The sequence below is a fragment of the Anditalea andensis genome, assembly GCF_000714815.1.
GTDB classification, from domain to species: Bacteria; Bacteroidota; Bacteroidia; order Cytophagales; family Cyclobacteriaceae; genus Anditalea; species Anditalea andensis.
This window is the reverse complement of sequence record NZ_JMIH01000024.1, coordinates 458,698-478,260: the sequence shown is the minus strand read 5'-3', so window position 1 is coordinate 478,260 and position 19,563 is coordinate 458,698. Positions and strand designations below refer to the sequence as shown.

At 41.7% G+C, this 19,563-nt stretch carries 13 protein-coding genes; 5 read left to right on the top strand and 8 right to left on the bottom strand.

Annotation, left to right across the window (positions count from 1 at the left end):
• Positions 1-59: 59 nt before the first annotated feature.
• From EL17_RS18405 to EL17_RS18380, 6 genes are read right to left on the bottom strand one after another with little or no spacing between them, the layout of a single operon-like run.
• Positions 60-1,694, bottom strand: a complete 1,635-nt coding sequence (locus EL17_RS18405; RefSeq protein ID WP_035077324.1) for a glycoside hydrolase family 43 protein — start codon at positions 1,692-1,694, stop codon at positions 60-62.
• A 30-nt stretch (positions 1,695-1,724) separates the two neighbouring features.
• Positions 1,725-2,693, bottom strand: coding sequence for a pectinesterase family protein (locus EL17_RS18400; RefSeq protein ID WP_035077322.1), 969 nt, complete (start codon positions 2,691-2,693; stop codon positions 1,725-1,727).
• Positions 2,693-3,904, bottom strand: a complete 1,212-nt coding sequence (locus EL17_RS18395; protein WP_035077776.1) for a glycoside hydrolase family 88/105 protein — start codon at positions 3,902-3,904, stop codon at positions 2,693-2,695. Before EL17_RS18395 ends, EL17_RS18400 begins: the two co-directional genes overlap by 1 nt.
• A gap of 59 nt (positions 3,905-3,963) precedes the next feature.
• Positions 3,964-5,661 carry a RagB/SusD family nutrient uptake outer membrane protein gene (locus EL17_RS18390; protein ID WP_051720193.1) on the bottom strand — a complete coding sequence of 566 codons (1,698 nt, stop codon included), beginning with the start codon at positions 5,659-5,661 and terminating at the stop codon, positions 3,964-3,966.
• Between the two features lie 24 nt (positions 5,662-5,685).
• Positions 5,686-8,712, bottom strand: coding sequence for a SusC/RagA family TonB-linked outer membrane protein (locus tag EL17_RS18385; RefSeq protein ID WP_240486019.1), 3,027 nt, complete (start codon positions 8,710-8,712; stop codon positions 5,686-5,688).
• A 28-nt stretch (positions 8,713-8,740) separates the two neighbouring features.
• Positions 8,741-10,012 (bottom strand): DUF4861 domain-containing protein, encoded by a 1,272-nt coding sequence (locus tag EL17_RS18380; RefSeq protein ID WP_035077320.1) that lies wholly within the window; start codon positions 10,010-10,012, stop codon positions 8,741-8,743.
• 290 nt (positions 10,013-10,302) lie between these two features.
• Between EL17_RS18380 and kduI the strand changes: the two genes are divergently transcribed.
• The 5 genes from kduI to EL17_RS18355 are packed head-to-tail and all read left to right on the top strand — an operon-like array spanning position 10,303 to position 15,893.
• Complete coding sequence (gene kduI, locus EL17_RS18375; RefSeq protein WP_035077318.1) at positions 10,303-11,142, top strand: 5-dehydro-4-deoxy-D-glucuronate isomerase; 840 nt, start codon at positions 10,303-10,305, stop codon at positions 11,140-11,142.
• 2 nt (positions 11,143-11,144) lie between these two features.
• Positions 11,145-11,945, top strand: coding sequence for a gluconate 5-dehydrogenase (locus EL17_RS18370; protein ID WP_035077317.1), 801 nt, complete (start codon positions 11,145-11,147; stop codon positions 11,943-11,945).
• 44 nt (positions 11,946-11,989) lie between these two features.
• Entirely contained in the window at positions 11,990-13,063 is a 1,074-nt protein-coding gene (locus EL17_RS18365) for a LacI family DNA-binding transcriptional regulator (RefSeq protein ID WP_051720132.1), read from the top strand.
• Positions 13,038-14,459 (top strand): glucuronate isomerase, encoded by a 1,422-nt coding sequence (uxaC, locus tag EL17_RS18360; RefSeq protein WP_035077315.1) that lies wholly within the window; start codon positions 13,038-13,040, stop codon positions 14,457-14,459. The genes EL17_RS18365 and uxaC overlap by 26 nt, the downstream gene beginning before the upstream one ends.
• Positions 14,460-14,486: 27 nt before the next feature.
• Complete coding sequence (locus tag EL17_RS18355) at positions 14,487-15,893, top strand: tagaturonate reductase (protein WP_035077313.1); 1,407 nt, start codon at positions 14,487-14,489, stop codon at positions 15,891-15,893.
• Between the two features lie 168 nt (positions 15,894-16,061).
• On the opposite strand, the gene EL17_RS18350 is transcribed toward EL17_RS18355, so the two are convergent.
• On the bottom strand, positions 16,062-16,976 hold the full coding sequence (locus EL17_RS18350) for a DUF4625 domain-containing protein (protein WP_035077311.1): 915 nt from the start codon (positions 16,974-16,976) through the stop codon (positions 16,062-16,064).
• Positions 16,977-17,128: 152 nt separating this feature from the next.
• Positions 17,129-19,495, bottom strand: a complete 2,367-nt coding sequence (locus EL17_RS18345; protein WP_240486018.1) for a TonB-dependent receptor — start codon at positions 19,493-19,495, stop codon at positions 17,129-17,131.
• Between the last annotated feature and the right edge of the window lie 68 nt (positions 19,496-19,563).

The window sequence follows — 19,563 nt, the reverse complement described above, 5'->3', positions numbered from 1 at the left end:
TGATATATTAGAGAAGATAATAACATCCTTTATTAGAATCTGATTAACTCTTCGGTTAGTTATTTTTTTGTGATCCTGAACCAGTCTATATCAGCATATCCCGAATCGTTGATTTGAGATTCCCGGACAGCAAACAGACCGACTTTAGCTCCTATCCACTTGCCGGGTTGCGCTTTAAACGACTGTCCTACTCTCGTAAAATTTGTACCATCTTCACTAAAACTGAACTGGCATAAACCGCCTTCGTTTACCTCCACCTTCAGCTGAAGGCTGTGATGGTTCAACTTTTTTATAACTCTTTTATTTTCTGGCTTACCGTTTTCGGCATCCTGACAGATGCCATGTGTAAGATAAAGACCATCCATTTTACTTTCTAATCCTAGATAGACATAGCTCATTCCCATGACCAGTAGACCTACCTGCTCGTTTTCCAGCTTTTCATTTGGATGGAAAGTCAGTGAGGTGGTGGCGGTAAATTCTTCTGCTGGAAATTTCTGCAAAAGAAGGTTGGGTACATCCCAAAGATTTTTGTTTCCATCGGGCTTTAAATAAGTGTACAACCTCAGCTGCTTCTTTGCTGGATTGACAAACGCCCAAGTAGCTTTAGGGTTGGCATGCCACTGCCACTGTAGTCCTAAAGCGTCTCCATCAAATTCATCGGTATCTGGAGGAGTGGCTATGCTATGTGTTTTTCCGACATTCGGCTTTTTGTGCCGCATTACTGGCTGGCCTGTCCCATCACCATTTATATCCTCTCCCATAGTAGGCCAGTCTCCGTTCCAAGTCATAGGCTGCAGGTGAACTATCCTCCCGTAGGCGTCCTTATCCTGAAAATGAACAAACCAGTCATCTCCGTTTTCGAGGCTGACCCAGCCTCCTTGGTGGGGTCCATTGATCTCGGTTTCCCCCTGTGCTAAAGCTATATGCTCTTCGTAGGGGCCATAAGGATTTTTTGATCTTAAGATGAGCTGCCAGCCTGTAGACACTCCACCGGCTGGAGCGAATATATAATAGTAGCCGTTTCTTTTATAAAATTTGGCACCTTCTACTGTAGGATGATTTTCGTGTCCGTCAAAGACAAGTCTTCCGGTTCCGGTAGTCTTCGTTCCCTCTCTATTCATCGGCTTCACCACCAAGATGCTCTTTATACCCGCCCTGCTGCCTGCATAGGCATGAACCAGATAGGCCCTGCCGTCTTCATCCCATAGTGGGCATGCATCGATTAGCCCTTTTCCTTCTTCCACCAATACCGGTTCTTCCCACTGGCCAGTTGGATCCTTTGTTTTTACCATGTATATACCAAAATCAGGATCACCCCAATAGATATAATATTCACCCTTATGATATCGGATAGCAGGTGCCCATACCCCATTTCCGTGCTGAGGTTTTTCAAAATGTGCACCAGGAATCTGTCGGTCCAGGGCATGTCCAACTAATTTCCAATTGACCAAATCCCTAGAATGTAAAATAGGTAAGCCCGGAATGGCATTGAAGCTGGAAGCAGTCATATAAAAATCCCCGCCTACCCTTACTACATCCGGATCTGAATAATCTGCATGGATAATGGGATTTATATAGGTACCATCTCCCTGATCTGCTTTCCAAACTTTAGACACCCCCTCCTGGGACATAGAACAAGGTGATGCAAGTATAAGTAGGAGGAAGCATAAATATATAGGTTTGATAAATGTCATTATGTCAAGATTTAATGTATAAAGGCACGCCTATCTGATCTCCGGTGGGCTCCAGCCATCATCACCTTTCAGAATATTATTTACTGTATATGTTTGAAGCTGTTCTTCAGTCAGAAGATGGGACCAATTCACGCGGTCCCCAATATTAGCTCCTGCTCCTTTAGAACCCCATTCTGCGTAGTAACTGGTTTTTTCTGCATGTGGCTTGTTCCAGTTGTGCCATCCTTCTTTTTTGATATGATTTCCCAGAGCACTATTGATAAAAACGGTTTGGGCAGCATCTCTCCAAGGCCTGCCTAAGTATACAGAGTTATCTGGAGCATCTCCGGTCAACTTACAATTGATGAAAACAAACCCAAAAGACCGGCCTTCATGGGTAGATGCTGCGGTAATATATTGTCCGCCTTTCTTTGAATAAATTTCACAGTTTTCAAAGACTGCAGTAGCCCATCCAAAGATAAAATCGGTAGTTCCTTCTATATAACAGTCTTTATAATATTGCCTGCTGTTATCCCCATGCGCATAGAGGGTGTCCTGAAATCCAAGAAAGCGACACTTTTCAAAACTAGCCCTATCTCCCGTTACCCTGATAGCCACTGCCTGTCCTACCGGGCCTGCTGTATTGGCAAAAGTGATATTGCGGGCAGAGAAGTCCGAACCGAACACAAAAAAGCTGCTTGACCCTGTGGTGCCCATTTCTTCTCCAAAGGTATTGTGCTTTTGAGCATAATCGTCAAAAGTCAATATAGTACCGACTGCACTTTCTCCAAGTAGCAATACATTGGTCTTAGAGGTAGGGAGAATGATTTTCTCTTTATAGGTGCCGTTTTTGACATAAATAACTGTCTGTATTTTTCTGAAATCAGGTACTGCCCATATGGCTTCCTGGACAGAATTGAAATCGCCGGAACCATCCTTAGCCACTGTAAAATTTGCCTCTTGAGCATAACAACAGCAACTTATAAATAAGAGGATAAAGAGAGGTAACCTGACTTTCATTATTTATTCATGTTTTCATATATCAAAGAAGCCAATATAAAAGGGCCTACACCTTTGGGATCATTTTCCCTGATCTCTTCATTGATATAATATTCATATGAGCCATCCCGGTATGGGTTGCCTCCCAAACCTGCCACCCCACATACCTGGGTGATGCTGATGCCACCATCTGGATCTTCTCTGATGAACTGTTCCAGGATTCCTTCATAGGCTTTGATTCCTGCCTTTCTGTACTCTTCTCCCAGATAACCTTCTTCGGAACCCTTTAAAAGGAAATAGGCAAACATGCTAGTGGCGGAGGATTCCAAATAATTACCTTCACGGTTACCCTGATCGAGTACCTGGTACCAGGTACCTGTTTCATCCTGGTACCTGACAATGCCGGCTGCCAGCTTCTGCGCTATCTGAATTATATCATCTCTTTTCTCATGGTTCTCAGGGAGGTAATCAAGAACATCCACCAGCGCCATGGCATACCATCCTACACTTCTGCCCCAATAGTTGGTGGACAAACCTGTTTCGGGATCCGCCCACCGTTGCTCTTTGCTTTCATCATATGCATGGTGGTACAGACCAGTTTCCTTACTGTAGGCATATTTATCCATTATGATGATCTGGTTGGCTACATCATCGAATAGCTCTGGCTCGTTAAATACTTTAGCATATTGGGCCAGGAAAGGTGAGCCCATATAGATGCCGTCCAGCCACATCTGGTGAGGATACACTTTTTTGTGCCAAAATCCGCCCTCGGACATGCGGGGATGTTCCCTCATTTGGTCCCTTAATTCTTCTACTGCTTTGCGGAAATGCTCCTCACCTGTTTCTTCATATAACCTGATCAGGAACTTACCACCATTCACCCTATCAATATTGTAATCCGATTTTTTGTAGGTTTTAATTTCCCCCTCTTCATTGATCATAAAATCAGTGAAATTTCGGATGTATTGATAATATTGCTCCTCGCCGGTTTCCTGCCAAACCCTTTCCATGGCCATCATGACCAGACCATGGGTGTATTCCCACTTTGGCTTTTGGTTGAAATCCAAGGTCCAGCCTTCAGGATTGCGTCTGATTTCAGATGCAGCCATTTTTTCAGCAAAACCGTTTTCTATAACCTCTTCTGAGGTAGCTACAGGCTGCTGGCTACAGGAAGCAAAGCATACGATAGCTCCTAAGGCAAATGGCAGAACTGTTTTCTTTATAATATTCATATTTTGATAGATCATGATAAAGCTGCCCTAATATAAAGCCAGGGCAGCCTGTTTTAATACTATAAATAACCTTCGTTTTGAGTGAACTCACTTTTATTAGAAACAGCATCCAGCATAGCTTGGGGTATGGGCCTCACCATATGGAAAGGTCTGATATTGGCAGCAGCATCTGGATTATGTGCCTGCACCCTTTCTATCAATTTACCGGTTCTTTTCAGATCAAACCATCGGATCTGCTCACCGGCAAATTCCCGGGCACGCTCATCCAATATTAGATCAATGGTCATCTCAGCGGCAGAAACTTCCATTTGTGCTTCCATTCCTGGATACGCAGCTCTCCTCCGTACCACATTGAAATGATTAGCGGCCTCTGATAAATTTCCAGTCATCATTTCTGCTTCTGCTACTAGTAAATACATCTCGGCTAATCTGATTACAAAGGCATCTCGCTGGCCCTGCTGCTGAGAAATAGTGGGTCTGGCTGGATCTAAGAATTTTCTTAAAGACATATACCTGTCTCTAACTCTTGGCTCACCATTAGGGCCGTATGTCCTGCTCCTATCGATCACGTTGTAGGGTAATGCATCTCTCTGTGCTAATGGTATTACATATTTAGTAGCCAATATTGCTGTATCACCTGCTGCGAATGTCACTGGTTTAGTAGAACCATCCGATAGCGGAATATTATAAGTTCCAGGCCTATTACTGTACCATACTGTCTGGAAAGTAGCATGAAACCTGCTATCAATATTTTCATTGTAAAGATCCAATAAAAAAGCAGTGGGCATAAATCTGGCAAAAGGTCGTCCGTTGACTATATCCCTGGCCATACCGGGCAGCTGATCATAGGTCATGATGAAGAACAAATGACTGTTGTTTCCTCCGTCACGGAGCAGGATATTTCCACTTTCATTTTGAGGGGTGACTGGAGTTTCTAATTCTCTATTAAGAATAAGGTCTGCAGTGAAATTGACGGCCCATACTATCTCGGGGTTTCTTACATTATTTATATTCCAAAGGTCTGCATAAGTATTGACCAAGGAATAATTATAGTTATTGATCACTCTCTTTCCTAGGGCTGCTGCCTCTGCATAATTACCTCTAGTGAGGTGCATTCTCGCCATAAAAGCTTCTGCAGCCGGTTTTATAGCTCTCCCGTAATCGTTTGATGATTCAGGTAAATGCTCCAAAGCAAATTCAAGATCATTGAATATTTGGGTATAGAAGTCTTCAACCGAAGTCTTGTTTGCTGTAGTTTGAACACTGGTTACCTCCTCAGTAGATAAATGCACCCCACCCCAAGTCTCTACGATATGCCAAAGATAAAATGCACGTAAAAAACGTGCTTCCCCTAACCTTGTCAGCTTTAGACTGGCGGAAAGAGGTGATGCCGGGATTCTGGCTATAGCAGCATTTGTACTGTTTAAAGCGGAATAAAATCTGGTCCAATGAAAATTTAAAGGGTTATTAGCACCGGAAAGGTCTGAGTTGTACAAGGCCACAGGTGGATTTTCCATACCATTGCCCCTAGTAAAGATATCCGTACCAGTCTCGGTTAAAGCTATGCCGTCTTCTTTTCCATACCAAAACCGCATTGGCGTATAACACGAATTGACAAGGGCTTCAATCCCCTCTTCAGTTACATAATAACCATCTGCAGTAAGCCCGGTCAAGTTCTCTTCTTCCAGGAAATCATTACAGGAAACGGTGACCAAGGCCATCATTAGGGCGAAAATTTTATATGATATATTTTTCATCTTTTTCATCTTTTTGGGTTATGCTTATAGGTCGATATTCACACCGAATACTAACTGGCGGGTCATTGGAAAACTTAAGTTCCCCCCTCTTTCCGGATCATAAGGTCCCATATTACTCAATACAAAGTAATTTTTGGCAGTAGCATATACCCTTAATCTGGATACTGCCAATCTGGAGGCAAACTGGTTGGGCAGGTTATATGCAAGGGTTACGTCCCTTAATTTTAAGAAAGATCCGTCTACGTACTGTAAAGTAGAATAATATCTGGTACTGGCCCGGCTCGTACCTGCATCAGGTCTCGGATAGGCGTTGGTTGGATTCTCAGGCGTCCAGTAATCCACCATAGGACCATTTTCTAATCCATCTATTTTAAATGAACCTGCAGCCTCACTGATGATGGTCTGCCCTACTCTAGCAAAGACAAAGAAATTAAGTTCAAAATCCCGATAGGAAACCCTATTGTTGACCCCTAAGGTGAAGTTCGGTACCTCGCTGCCTAATATTGTTCTATCTTCAGGAGTAATTATGCCATTTCCATCCTGATCCCTCACCCGTATTTCACCTGGACTTTGCTGATTGACTGCCGCTTGATCTGCTTCATTGGTCTGCCAGATCCCTATCTTCTCGTAATCATAGAAAGAACTTATAGGGTAACCTACAAACCAGCCATTAGCGAGGTCTCTGTCTCCGGTGACCAATTCTCTGATTTCCTCCCTGTTTGCTCCAAAGGTGAAATCAGTACTCCACCCTATTCCTGTAGGTCTATCGATATTTATAGTGCTCAAAAGCAATTCTATCCCTGTATTTCTGGTCTTACCGACATTGTCCCAAGATGAGGCAAAGCCTGAGGTAGTAGGCAAGGCTCTCTGCATCAATAGGTCACTGGTGTTTTGTTGATAAATATCCAGGTTACCGGTTATACGATTATTAAAAAACCCGAAATCTATCCCGAAGTTAGCAGAAGCCGTAGTCTCCCAACTTAAAGTAGGTGCTGATATAAGAGATGGATAGAAACCAAAAGCCGCTACTTCATTTGCTCCTCTGTCAAATGCATAGGTACTCTTAGACAATCCACCTAAAGTTTGATAGGGAGAAACGGCACTGTTACCGGAAATACCGTAACTCATCCTGAATTTCAATTCTGAAACCGCCTCTACATTTCTAAGAAAGCCTTCTTCTTTGGCCAACCATGATACCGCTGCTGATGGAAAAAAGCCCCACTTATTGCCTGGAGCAAGCACTGAGGACCCATCCGCTCTAAGCACCCCTGTAAATAAGTATTTGTCAAATAATTTATAATTAAAACGCGTAAAAAATGATGCGATAGAGGTTTCAACCAGTTCGCTGCCTATTCTGACAGCATTTTGTGTCGCTCCCAAATTGTGAAAGAGCATCGTGGAAGACAATAAATCCCTTCCTTCAGCAAAGTTCTCCTCATCTCTGTTAGCCCAGATACTGGATCCCATAAGGACCTGGAATTCATGATTTTCTACATTTCTGGTATAGGTACCAAAATTTTCAAAGGTGATCCTTGAATTGGTGAAATTGGTAATCCTTGCCAAAGATTGCCCGTTTGGGCCTACTTCTATTGTATTAGTGGCTGAAAACAGTCCCCGGCGTGAACTGGTATTATCAAGACCTAACCTGGAAGTAAAAGCCAAACTTGGGCTTATGGTCCAATCTAAGCTGATATTACCAAAAAACCTTTTGTTCATTTCATTATCCACATAGTTACCAGGAATCTCATCTACCAAAGGATTTAATGTAGAGGCATCTCCTACCGGAAATGTTACCACATTTCCTTCAGCATCAAAAGGTGCCCCCAAAGGACTCATTTTATTGGCCTGGTTCAATGGATCTCTCCTTCTGTCATGGTCCCTAATGGTATACATGATATTAGTGGAGAGTTTTAAATTTTCCTGGATCCTATAATCTATGGTAAACCTTCCGCTGTATCTGTCCAACTCATCATTGGCCATCAATCCCTTTTCGTTAAAATATTCCAGTGAAAAATAGTAAGCAAATTTTGAATCACCCCCGGATATACCTACCTGATGGTTCTGCTGGCTACCAGTCTGGAGTACTTCTCTGGCCCAGTCCGTATAGATTCCGTTTCTAAAATTATCCAATTGAGCTGGATTGAAAATATTGACATCATCGGCTGGACTGTTCCATTCTCCTACAGTTCTTCTCGATTCTCTTCTAAGGTCTACCCACTGTGGGCCTGTCATGATTTCTGCATAACCTCCCAGATCTGATATACCATAGTAGCTGTTTACTGAAATTTTACTTTTGCCTTCCGCACCTCTTTTGGTCGTAATCAATATAACGCCATTTGCCCCTAAAGTACCATAAATTGCTGTCGATGCAGCATCTTTTAATACTTCTATAGAGGCTATATCATTGGGATTGACATCCAAAGTGGAGCCATATATGATACCGTCCACCAACACCAAAGGCTGGTTTCCGGCATTTAGAGACCTATTGCCTCTAATATTAAAATTCATACCGGCTCCTGCTTGCCCGCTTGCTCTGGTCAGATCAAGACCAGGAACTTTGCCCTGCATGACTTCTAATGCATTAGTGACCGGTATAGCCGTCAGATCTTTGTCCCTTACCGAAACCACTGATCCGGTCAGATCTGATTTTTTAACCGTTCCATAGCCTATTACCACCACTTCACCCAGATCCTGAAGGTCTTCCTGGAGTTCTAGGTCTTGTGTATTCTGATTAGTGACCTGGACCTCTCTTCGGTTAAAGCCGATAAATGAATAGGTCAGAGTAGCACCTACTGTAGGTATATTAATGGAATAATTACCATCTATATCTGTAGTGGTACCCACAGAAGTTCCTTTGATCATTACCGCTACTCCGGGGATGGGCTGCTTGTCTACAGCAGAAATGACTGTACCAGTCACAACCCGACTAAGCTCTTGCGCAATCGATTGCGCAACCGGTGCGAAAATGATCGCCATCATTATAGCAACCACAAAAGTAGTTTTGATCGGAAATGCTTCCCGATCTTTTCTTGGGTATAGATTCTTCATCATTTTATCAGGGGTTTATTGTTATAATTATTTAATTGATTGTGATATGCACTGGATTTGATAATTCCTCTACTAGTTCTTCTAAATAAGAAATAAATGATAATTCATCTCTTATACCGTTTTTCTCTTTCTCCCATGCAGCCAGAAAATAATAAGTCAGGTTATTATTAACAGGTGTCAGGACCACCACATGGGAATGGGTATCGGTGGTGATCTCTTTTTTCTGATCATTTCGGAAAAGTACAGCAATACCCAGGTTGTCATCATTCAGACTCTGGGGGCCATAGGTGGCCAGGTAACCATAGGCAGTGCTTTCGCCACCCTGTAATACTTTCCCCTTAGGATCCTTGATAAGACCGGTAGCAAAATTTTCTATATCAGCAGAACTGTTAAGCTCCTGCTTGCTCATGCGGGTACCTGCATGTATACTGATGTGGGAAGTAATGGTAGTTTTATTATTTTTAAGATTCCATCCAAAGTATTTGGTTAGAACAGACGAATAGACCGGTCCATTATTGGTTATCCCGGCATATAAGCTATCTGTTTCATCCACTCTCCTGGCCTGTCCATCCGTGAAAGTAGCGATCGAACCTACACCGAGAGATTTGCCGACCTTGAGCACATCCATTCCCCATTCTTGAAGCTCATGATAGGAATCGAAGCCATCTTGTCCGACCATCTGAAGTATGGGATTTGGCGTGGTCTTTCCAAAAACATCTACCCCGTTCCTCCAGTCCAAATAAAAACGGTATCCTACTTTATCAGATTCCCACCCAGGTCCCTCGTAGCGAATGTACCAAGAGTGATCGGTATGAGCTGCTGGAACATGCAGCTCGCTTACATTCTGAAAACTCCCGCCTATGTATTTTCGGTTTTCAAAATGTCCTCCAACCTTATGGGAAATTTCTGCCTGAGTTTTTTTGACGTAATGGTTTTCAATATTTACTTTCGGATCAAAATGGATAGTGAAGTACTGTTCTTCCTTTGCATTCATTTCAGAAATTACGAAAACTATACCCTTATCTGTACCTAATTCATTGTACTGAGATGGGATTTCTTCTTGACCTCTGAAAACTTTGAACCCTTTTTTATTGAAATCAGGATACTTCAATAACAACTCTCGCTCCTCAATATGAACCAATATATCGAATCTGCTCCGCTCCATTGGGTTTTGGACAGTAAACAGGATTGCATTTGGCAGAGGATCTTCTGATTGGCCATAAAGGCAAGGCATATTAAACATTCCGAAGAAAAAACTGCTTAAAACTATAGCAAACTTATAGTAAAGATAGCTCAGGTTCATGTTGGGTTTATTGGGGGTTATATATATTGCGCTATAATTGCACAAATTATTACACAAATTTAAATTATTTGTACAATCGATTGCATATTATATATCTCTTCGCTAAATTCAAAATTATTCCGATAAAAAAATCCATTACATATAGAAAATGTAGTAATATTCAAAAATATAATAATTTTATATCGTAATAATATATATATGTTTATGCAATAAAATCGATTGATTTATTGATTCATATACACAAATAATATTATATTGCGCAAACGATTACATTACAAACCAACACATTTATGCATACATTCATCCATACCCGCTACTCCACTCACCCTGAAGACGCGAAGCATTATGATACCGCTAAACTGAGAGAGCAGTTTTTGATCGAAAGACTTTTTGTTTCTAATGAAATACATGGCATCTACACTTTAAATGACAGGCTTATAGTAGGGGGCATCCATCCTGTAGACATGGCCATCAATCTGGAAACAGTAGATCAACTTAAATCCACTTATTTTTTAGAAAGGCGGGAAATAGGGCTCATCAATGTAGGTGCGGAAACAGATATAGAAGTAGATGGTACCCGGTATACGCTAGGTCACAAAGAAGCATTGTATGTAGGACAAGGAAGCCAAAAAGTTATATTTTATCCTTCATCTTCTGGTGAATCATATATCTATTTTAATTCTGCCCCGGCACATAAAGCCTATCCTACCAAAAAAGTAGGTTTGGATGATGCCGAAGTTGTCACACTTGGGGCATTGGAAAACTCTAACCACAGGACCATATATAAATTATTGGTTAACAGTGTAGTGGAGACGTGCCAGCTACAAATGGGTATGACACTGCTTAAGCCGGGCTCTGTCTGGAATACCATGCCTGCCCATACACATGATAGAAGAATGGAAGCTTATTTTTATTTTGATTTGGAGGAAGATCAGGCTGTATGCCACTATATGGGCCAGCCAGACGAAACCAGGCATATCTGGATGAAAAAGCACCAAGCTGTCATCTCGCCCCCCTGGTCCATACACAGCGGAGCAGGAACATCTAACTATACCTTCATCTGGGGAATGGCCGGTGAAAACCTGGATTATGGAGATATGGACATAGTAGCCCCTACAGACTTAAAATAACCATGGAAAACTTATTTGATCTAACAGGGAAAGTTGCCTTGGTGACCGGTGCTACCCATGGACTGGGCATGGCAATGGCCAAAGCCCTTGCCAAAAATGGTGCTACAGTGGTAGTAAATGGAAACACGCCTTCTAAAATGGAAAATGCGCTACACCAATATGCAGCGGATGGTCTTGAAGTAAAAGGGTATCTCTTTGATGTGACCGATGCTGCTGCTGTGGCAGCATCCATAGAAAAGATTGCATCCGAAGTGGGGGAAATTGATATATTGGTAAACAATGCAGGAATGATCATGCGGGTACCCGCACTGGAGATGAGTCCGGAAGATTTCCGCAAAGTGGTGGATGTGGATCTGGTATCCCCTTTCATCATGTCTCAGGCCGTAGCTCACTCCATGATCAGACGCGGTGGGGGGAAGATTATCAATATCTGCTCCATGATGACAGAACTGGGAAGAGACACAGTCACCGCTTATGCAGCTGCTAAGGGGGGCCTGAAGATGCTGACCAGAAACCTGGCTACGGAATGGGCCAAATACAATATACAGGTGAACGGAATAGGCCCTGGCTATTTTGCCACGGATCAGACCGCCCCTATAAGAGTGGATGGACACCCTTTCAATGATTTTATCATCAACAGAACCCCTGCCGGTAAATGGGGGGATCCTATGGATCTTGGCGGTACAGTAGTATTTCTAGCCAGCAAAGCCAGTTCATTTGTTAATGGTCAGATTGTCTATGTAGATGGTGGGATTTTGGCTACCATTGGCAAGCCCATAGAACCAAAAACACCCCTATCATAAGTAGGGAATCATAGGCCAAATCCTGGAGCTGATATAAAATCCATATGAAAAAAGGAAAAGCGACCATACATGATATTGCTGAAAAATTAAACACAACTGCCTCCACTGTGTCAAGGGCCTTAAATAACAATCCAAGGATCTCGGATGCCACCAAAAAGCAGGTGTTAAAAATGGCCAAGCAACTTAATTACCAGCCAAATAATATTGCATCTGCTTTGCGTAGCGGAAAAAGCAAGCTTATAGGGGTGGTGGTACCCACAGCAAACAGGAATTTCTTTTCCTCTGTAGTACGGGGCATAGAAGAAATCGCTAATAACCTGAATTATAAAGTGATCATCTCCCAATCCTACGAGGAATATGACAAAGAAGTGGACACCATCGAAACCTTACTTAGTGCAAGGGTAGATGGCATTATAGCTTCCATTGGCAAAAACACAGAAAATTTTGAACATTTTCAAAAAGTTTTGGACAAAGGAATTCCTTTGGTCCTTTTTGACAGGATCACAGATCATCTGGAAGTCAGCCAAGTGGTCATAGATGATTACTATGGTGCTTATCAAACTGTACAGCACCTGATCAAACAAGGTTGCAAGCGTATTGTGCATTTTACCAGCCCTAAAAAGATCAATATTTATAAAGAAAGACTACGTGGATATGAAGATGCTTTAAAAGAAAATGGTATACCATTTGATCCACTGCTAATAGAAGAAAGCAATATGCAGCTGGAAGACGGCAGGCAAAGTATGCAGCATATCCTGGATAAAAAAATACACTTCGATGCTGTTTTTTCTGCTTCAGACTACGCGGTAATGGGTGCCATTCAGGTCCTTAAAGAACATCATGTCAGGATACCTCAAGATGTAAAACTTGCTGGATTTGGCAATGAGCCTTTCACCACTTTCAGTGATCCTTCCATTACTACTGTGGATCAAAAAAGTATCCCTATGGGTAGGGTAACTGCAGAAACCTTTTTTGATTTATTAAAATCAGGCACCAATAGCGTTCCCCAAAAGACCGTACTAAAACCTGAACTGATCATCCGTCAGTCCAGTCAATCACCAGAAGAATATAAAACACTAAACTTTGACCAAAATGATCTCACCAACAGTTCATACTAACAGATTTCTTTCGGAAGATTTCCTGCTTAAAAGTGATTTTGCCAGATTGCTATATCACGATTATGCGGCCCAGCAGCCGATCATAGATTATCACTGTCATCTCTCGCCCAAGGACATCGCGACCAACAGACAGTTTAATAATATCTCAGAAGTTTGGCTGGCAGGTGACCATTATAAATGGAGGGCCATGAGAACATTGGGCATAGATGAAAAATATATAACAGGAGATGGCTCAGACGAAGACAAATTTGCCAAATGGGCCGAAACTGTTCCCTACACCCTTAGAAATCCACTGTACCATTGGACCCATCTAGAACTACAACGCTATTTTGGCATTACTGATCTATTGACCCCCAGCACTAGTAAAAGCATATATGATGCGGCTACTACCCAGCTGAGCGACCCTTCTTTTAAGACTCAGGGTTTAATGAAAAAAATGAATGTAGAGGTGGTCTGCTCTACTGATGACCCTATAGACAGTCTTGAATATCATATCCAGGCAAAAAAGGACGGTGTAAAAACTAAATTGCTCCCCACATTCAGACCCGATAAAGCCTACGCTGTAGAAGAAGCCAAATCATATTTAGCCTATTTAACACGACTGGCTGAAGTAAGTAAAGTTGAAATCAAGATGTATGATGACTTTCTTCAGGCTATGCAAAACCGGGTGGACTACTTCCACGAGCAGGGAGGAAGATTATCGGATCATGGATTGGAACAACTGTACTTTTTTGAATTGGGAGATCTGGATATCAATTACCTTTTTGATAAACTTCAGCAAAATGAGCAGTTATCTACTAAAGAAATCCATTATTATAAATTTCATACCATCTATGAACTTAGTAAAATGTACCATGGTAAGGACTGGACTCAGCAGTTCCATCTAGGTGCACTTAGGAATACCAACACTAGAATGCTTACCAAACTCGGTCCAGATACTGGATTTGATTCCATAGGAGATTTTTCACAGGCCCGGGCATTGGGAGGTTACCTTAATTTATTAGATACTACCGACCAGTTGGCCAAAACTATTCTGTATAATCTAAATCCTGCAGATAATGAAGTGATGGCTACTATGATCGGTAATTATAATGACGGCAGTATCAAAGGCAAGGTACAGTTTGGTTCTGCGTGGTGGTTTCTTGATCAGAAAGACGGTATGGAAAAACAAATCAATGCTCTTTCAAATATGGGACTTCTCAGCTGTTTTATAGGGATGCTGACAGATTCCCGCAGTTTTCTTTCTTTTCCAAGACATGAATACTTCAGAAGAACCCTTTGTAACCTGATCGGCCAGGATGTGGAAAACGGAGAATTACCGGCAGATGAAGCTTGGCTTGGTAAAATTGTCTCAGACATAAGCTATCACAATGCCAAAGCTTATTTTAAATTATAAACCCTTCGGCCCTAATTATCAACCATAATGAAGACATTAAAAAGAAATGCACTTACTATAGCCGAAAGACCTATAAAAGTAATACAATTTGGAGAAGGCAATTTTTTAAGAGGTTTTGTGGACTGGATCATAGACGTGATGAATGAAAAAACATCCTTCAATGGTAATGTCCATATAGTCCAGCCTCTGGCTACGGGCCTGGCTGACATGATAGAAAATCAGGATGGACTATACCATGTATTATTGGAAGGCATCCATCGTGGAAAAACCATACAGGAAAGTCGGTTGATCACTTCAGTAGAAGGGGCCTCCAACCCTTTTGAAGATTATAGTAACTATCTAAGTTTGGCAGATAATAAGGATCTGAAATTCATTATCTCCAACACCACCGAAGCAGGCATAGCGTATGACCCAGAAGATAAGGCCCATACTATATTACCGGTAACCTTTCCCGGCAAACTGACTGCACTTCTTTATCAGCGATTTAAAACATTTGAAGGCCAAAAAGATGCAGGCCTGGTGATCATCCCCTGTGAACTGATCGAAAAAAACGGGGAACAGCTAGAATCATGTGTACTACAATACGCTAAACTGTGGGACCTCCCAGCAGCATTCAGCAGTTGGATAAAGGATGCAAATTCATTCTGCAATACCTTGGTAGATAGGATAGTGCCTGGATTTCCTAAAGATACAATTAAAGAGATTCAGCAAAATTTGGGGTTTGAGGATCAGCTGGTAGTAATGGCCGAACCTTTTCACCTTTGGGTAATAGAAGGACCAGAAAACTTAAAAGGGATATTTCCGGCTGAAGAAGCGGGGTTAGAAGTAAAATTTGTCAAAGACCTCTCCCCCTACCGTACCAGAAAGGTCAGGATACTGAACGGGGCCCACACAGCATTAGTACCGGTAGCCTACCTGGCAGGATTGAGAACGGTAAGGGAAGCTGTGGAGGATCCGCATATAGGAAAATATATTAATGAAACCATCTTCTCAGAAATCATCCCTACTTTGGATCTTTCTGAAGATGAATTGAAACAATTTGCGATAGATGTGCTGGATAGGTTTAAAAATCCGTTTATCCGGCATGAATTAGCTTCAATAGCCCTGAATTCAATTTCAAAATTCAAAGTGCGGGTATTACCCAGTTTACTTGCCTATAAACAGGTCAAAGGGACATGGCCGGACCGCCTTACCTATTCTTTAGCTAATCTGATCATGTTTTATAATCCTACTATCGGCTGTCCCATTAATGATGACGAGGCTTACTGTGAGTTCTTCTCACACCTGTGGAATTCTGAAAACATACTAGATACAGTATATAAAACGCTGAGTAATATTACCTTTTGGGGAGAGGATCTTACCCTACATGCAGGTTTAACTGAAAAAGTAACAGAACAATTAAATCTAGTCGCTTCACAAAAACAGCAATGCTAGATGAGCAGATGATCAGTATAAAAAACCTTAGGTTCAAACCCGAGGTTTTTTTCTGATTATATAGCCTTACTTTTTATTATTGGATAGGGATAACCCTGCTTCCATAAAAAACAAAACCTCCTGCCGATTAACAGCAGGAGGAATAAAAAAAGTAACCTTTAAATAATCTTAGTGAGCATGTACTTCATAAGTTCTTCTGGTCACATTGCCATTCACATCTTCAGCCCAAATGATCAGCTCGTAGTGTTCTTCACCTGCGGGTAATACTATAGCATTATCTCCGGTAAATGCCTGAGAAAAATCTATAGCAGTGCCGGCTGGAATAGGAGATCCTGAGTAAAAATTACCATTACTGTGCTGTCTCCACTGAGACGTTCCCCACATTCTCTCATATACATCTTCTCCATGTGCATGTCCATGTCCATCATGTTCTTCTTCCGCAAGCCTTACCCATAAGAACCTAATATCTGAGCTTAAGGGGTCATTCCCTTTATTTACACTTCCCTGGACGACCAGAGGCTGACCCGCAGTCCCTTCAAGTTCATCACCCTGGAGATTAGTCACTGTCATCTCAGGACCGTAAGGTCTTTCTATATAAATGGTAGTCGAATAGTTATTTCCCTCCGCATGTGTGGTGACATTGCTATGTATATCAACAGCATCAATAATAAAATCATAAGGTCCTGCTAATATATTACCCTGGACAGGAGAATTTTCACCTACCCAATAAATATCGGTTTCATGATCATCCTGATTATAAAAAGTAACCCCATCTAAAGGGATAATCTTTAATAATGTTAGTGGCACAAAATCATTGGATAACCTACCATGCGTATGCCCATCTGATACTGAATGGACGTCTATTCTTACCTCCTGTATGCCTGAAGGGTCTTTAACACTGAACCGCACATGCATGTGATCTGAAGTAGCACGCATAATTTCCCCATGTCTTGGCCGAATTTCATCACGCCCCTCTGCAGCTGCGATTACCGGAGCTTCCATGTCCCGTATACTGTCATCATCATTGTTACAGCTGAACAATGTAATGGCTGCCAAAGCTGAAAGTGTAAGGTATTTTTTCATTAGTATAATATGTTATTTAATTGTATGTGCAATTATATTGCAATAATAAGATTAAAAATATATCTTTCCAAGATAAAAATTGATTTAATCCAGAGACATACTTATTTTAACTTAATGAAGTCCCCGATTACCCTATCTTGGACCTATACTTACTATTTGAGTTGAATAGGCACTTTTATGCTGAAATTGATATTTCTACCCTGCTCCGGCAAATTGAGAAGACGATAGCGGCTTAGATGGTTAAAATAATATTCATCTGTTAAATTCTGACCAGTGACGTTCAATCTAATCAGCTGTCGATAAAAACGCAGGTCCATACCTACACCCGATTCATAAAGCATATAGCCATCAGTTACCCTTTCATTCCTATCTACCCTGTTTTGGGTACTGACAGCCCTAACTTCGACAAAAACGTAAAAATTCTCCAACACCTTTCCGGGTAACTGTTTATTATATTCCATTCGGGAGAGCAATGAAAACGGAGGGGTAAGCGGAAGAGGAAGGTTGGTATCCAGATTTATATTCCAAACATACTCTGCAGCAGCACTTATAAGCAACCCTTTGGTAATGGCATATTCTGTTTTTAATTCCCCACCTGCAAAAACAGCATTGTTCTGCCTATACTCCCACAGCATACTGGCAGCAGGTAATGTTGAAAATCTTCCGGTAGGCGCTAAATAAATAAATCCATCATAATAACTGGCAAAAGGACTCAGAACCAGATTAAAATCCCTGTTACGAAAGGCATAACTTAAGTCTATCTGATAACTTCTTTCACTTTCCAGTGAAGAATTCCCAACCTCATGCCTAAAATTACCATGGTGAACACCATTAGAGGCCAATTCTATAGCAGTAGGAATTCTAAAACTTGATCCGAAATTGAATTTCACATTATTTGATTGATTAATAATCCACGACAATCCGCCAGCTCCACTGAAGTTCAATAAAGATCTGTTAATATCCGGATTCCTTTGCTCAAAATTACCTGTAGGTTCCAATCTATTATAAATAGGCTGTAGGTGCTCCTGAATATCATGGCGCGCACCATCCACACGTATACCTGCATTAAGGATTAAATTAGGAGTATGTTTATATTCATGGAAGTAAAAAGCTCCTCCCTGGGTAGTATTAAATTCAGGCAGTAAAAACTCAAATCCACTTTTCTCATTGACCATATGCTGGAAATTAAAACCATATATTGTCTGATGCATATCATTTTTGGTCACATTATAGCGCACATTTGCAGTATAGGTATCCAGGTCAAGGCCCAAAGCCAAAGTCCCTTCTGGAGTGGGTCCTACACCATGTGTGTGTGGGAAGGAATTTTCTTGCCTGATGTTCTTTTGATACCCCAGATCTACCTCCACCCAGTTTCTGCCCAATAGGTATTTGGTATTGCTGATTACCTTGATATGGGTATTGTTTTGATTGGGAAGGTCTATATCAGTATGATCACCTCTGTGCTGCAGACTGTAAGAATTGGGAATTCCGACAGCACCGGGAAAGATACCGGCTAACTGATGGAACCTGCTTACCGTAAGTGTACTTTTCCCCCATTCTTTTCTTATACCCGTCATGAAGCTGAAGTGCCTTTCCTGTCCAGCTGTATTCTTTAAACGGGAGTTGTATACCGGCAGTACATATCCTGCATAGTTAAATCGATCAGTAGGGATATGGTAATCTTCATAATCCTGTGCCGTAAACCTGGCTTTGTAAACAATATCATTTTCATTTCCCTCCAGCATAGCTGTATGCCCAAACATATTATTATTGGACCTATAAGTGGACATCAGGTCAAGGTTCATGATACCAGGAGCTGGCATTGCAGCTGGTACTATATTGATCACTCCCGCCATACCATCAGATCCGTATATCAGAGACCCAGGCCCTTTTATCACTTCCACCCTATCCACATCAAAAGGATCTATCTCTAGTCCGTGATCTGCGCCCCACTGCTGCCCTTCCTGCTTTATACCCCGATCATTTATCATGATCCGGTTAAAGCTTAGTCCTCTGATCATAGGTTTGCTGATTCCTACACCTGTATTGATAGTACTGATCCCCGGTAATTTCTCTAAGGCATTGGCAAATGTACCGGAACTGTTTCTTTCTAGATAAGCCCTGTCTACCACTTCTATAGTCTGACTATGTTCCAGTGGGCCATTTTTGAACGGATTGGCTTCAATGGTCAAGGTCTCCAGTTCAAAAGAGGTTTCTCTCAGGGAAATCTCCAGATTTTCGATGTTTTCATTCAATATGACCGTCCGGGCATGCGACTTATACCCCAGCATGGTAACATGAAGGTGATAACTCCCTGCCCGAAGGCCAGATAGAAGGAAGGCCCCGTCAATGTCTGCTACTGTGCCTTTTTGAAGTTCATGAAGGATGATCTGTGCAGGAAGGCCGTCACCTGTCTCGGAAACCACCCTGCCTGAAATCTGAAAAGTCTGCTGTCCATAGGATGCCAGTGCCAGGCAGGTGAGACAATAAATGAGGAATGTATTTTTTATTATTTTCAAGACGCCGTTAAGTATCATGCAAAAATATAAAAAACCAGATCCGAATGCAACACTATATCATTTGTATG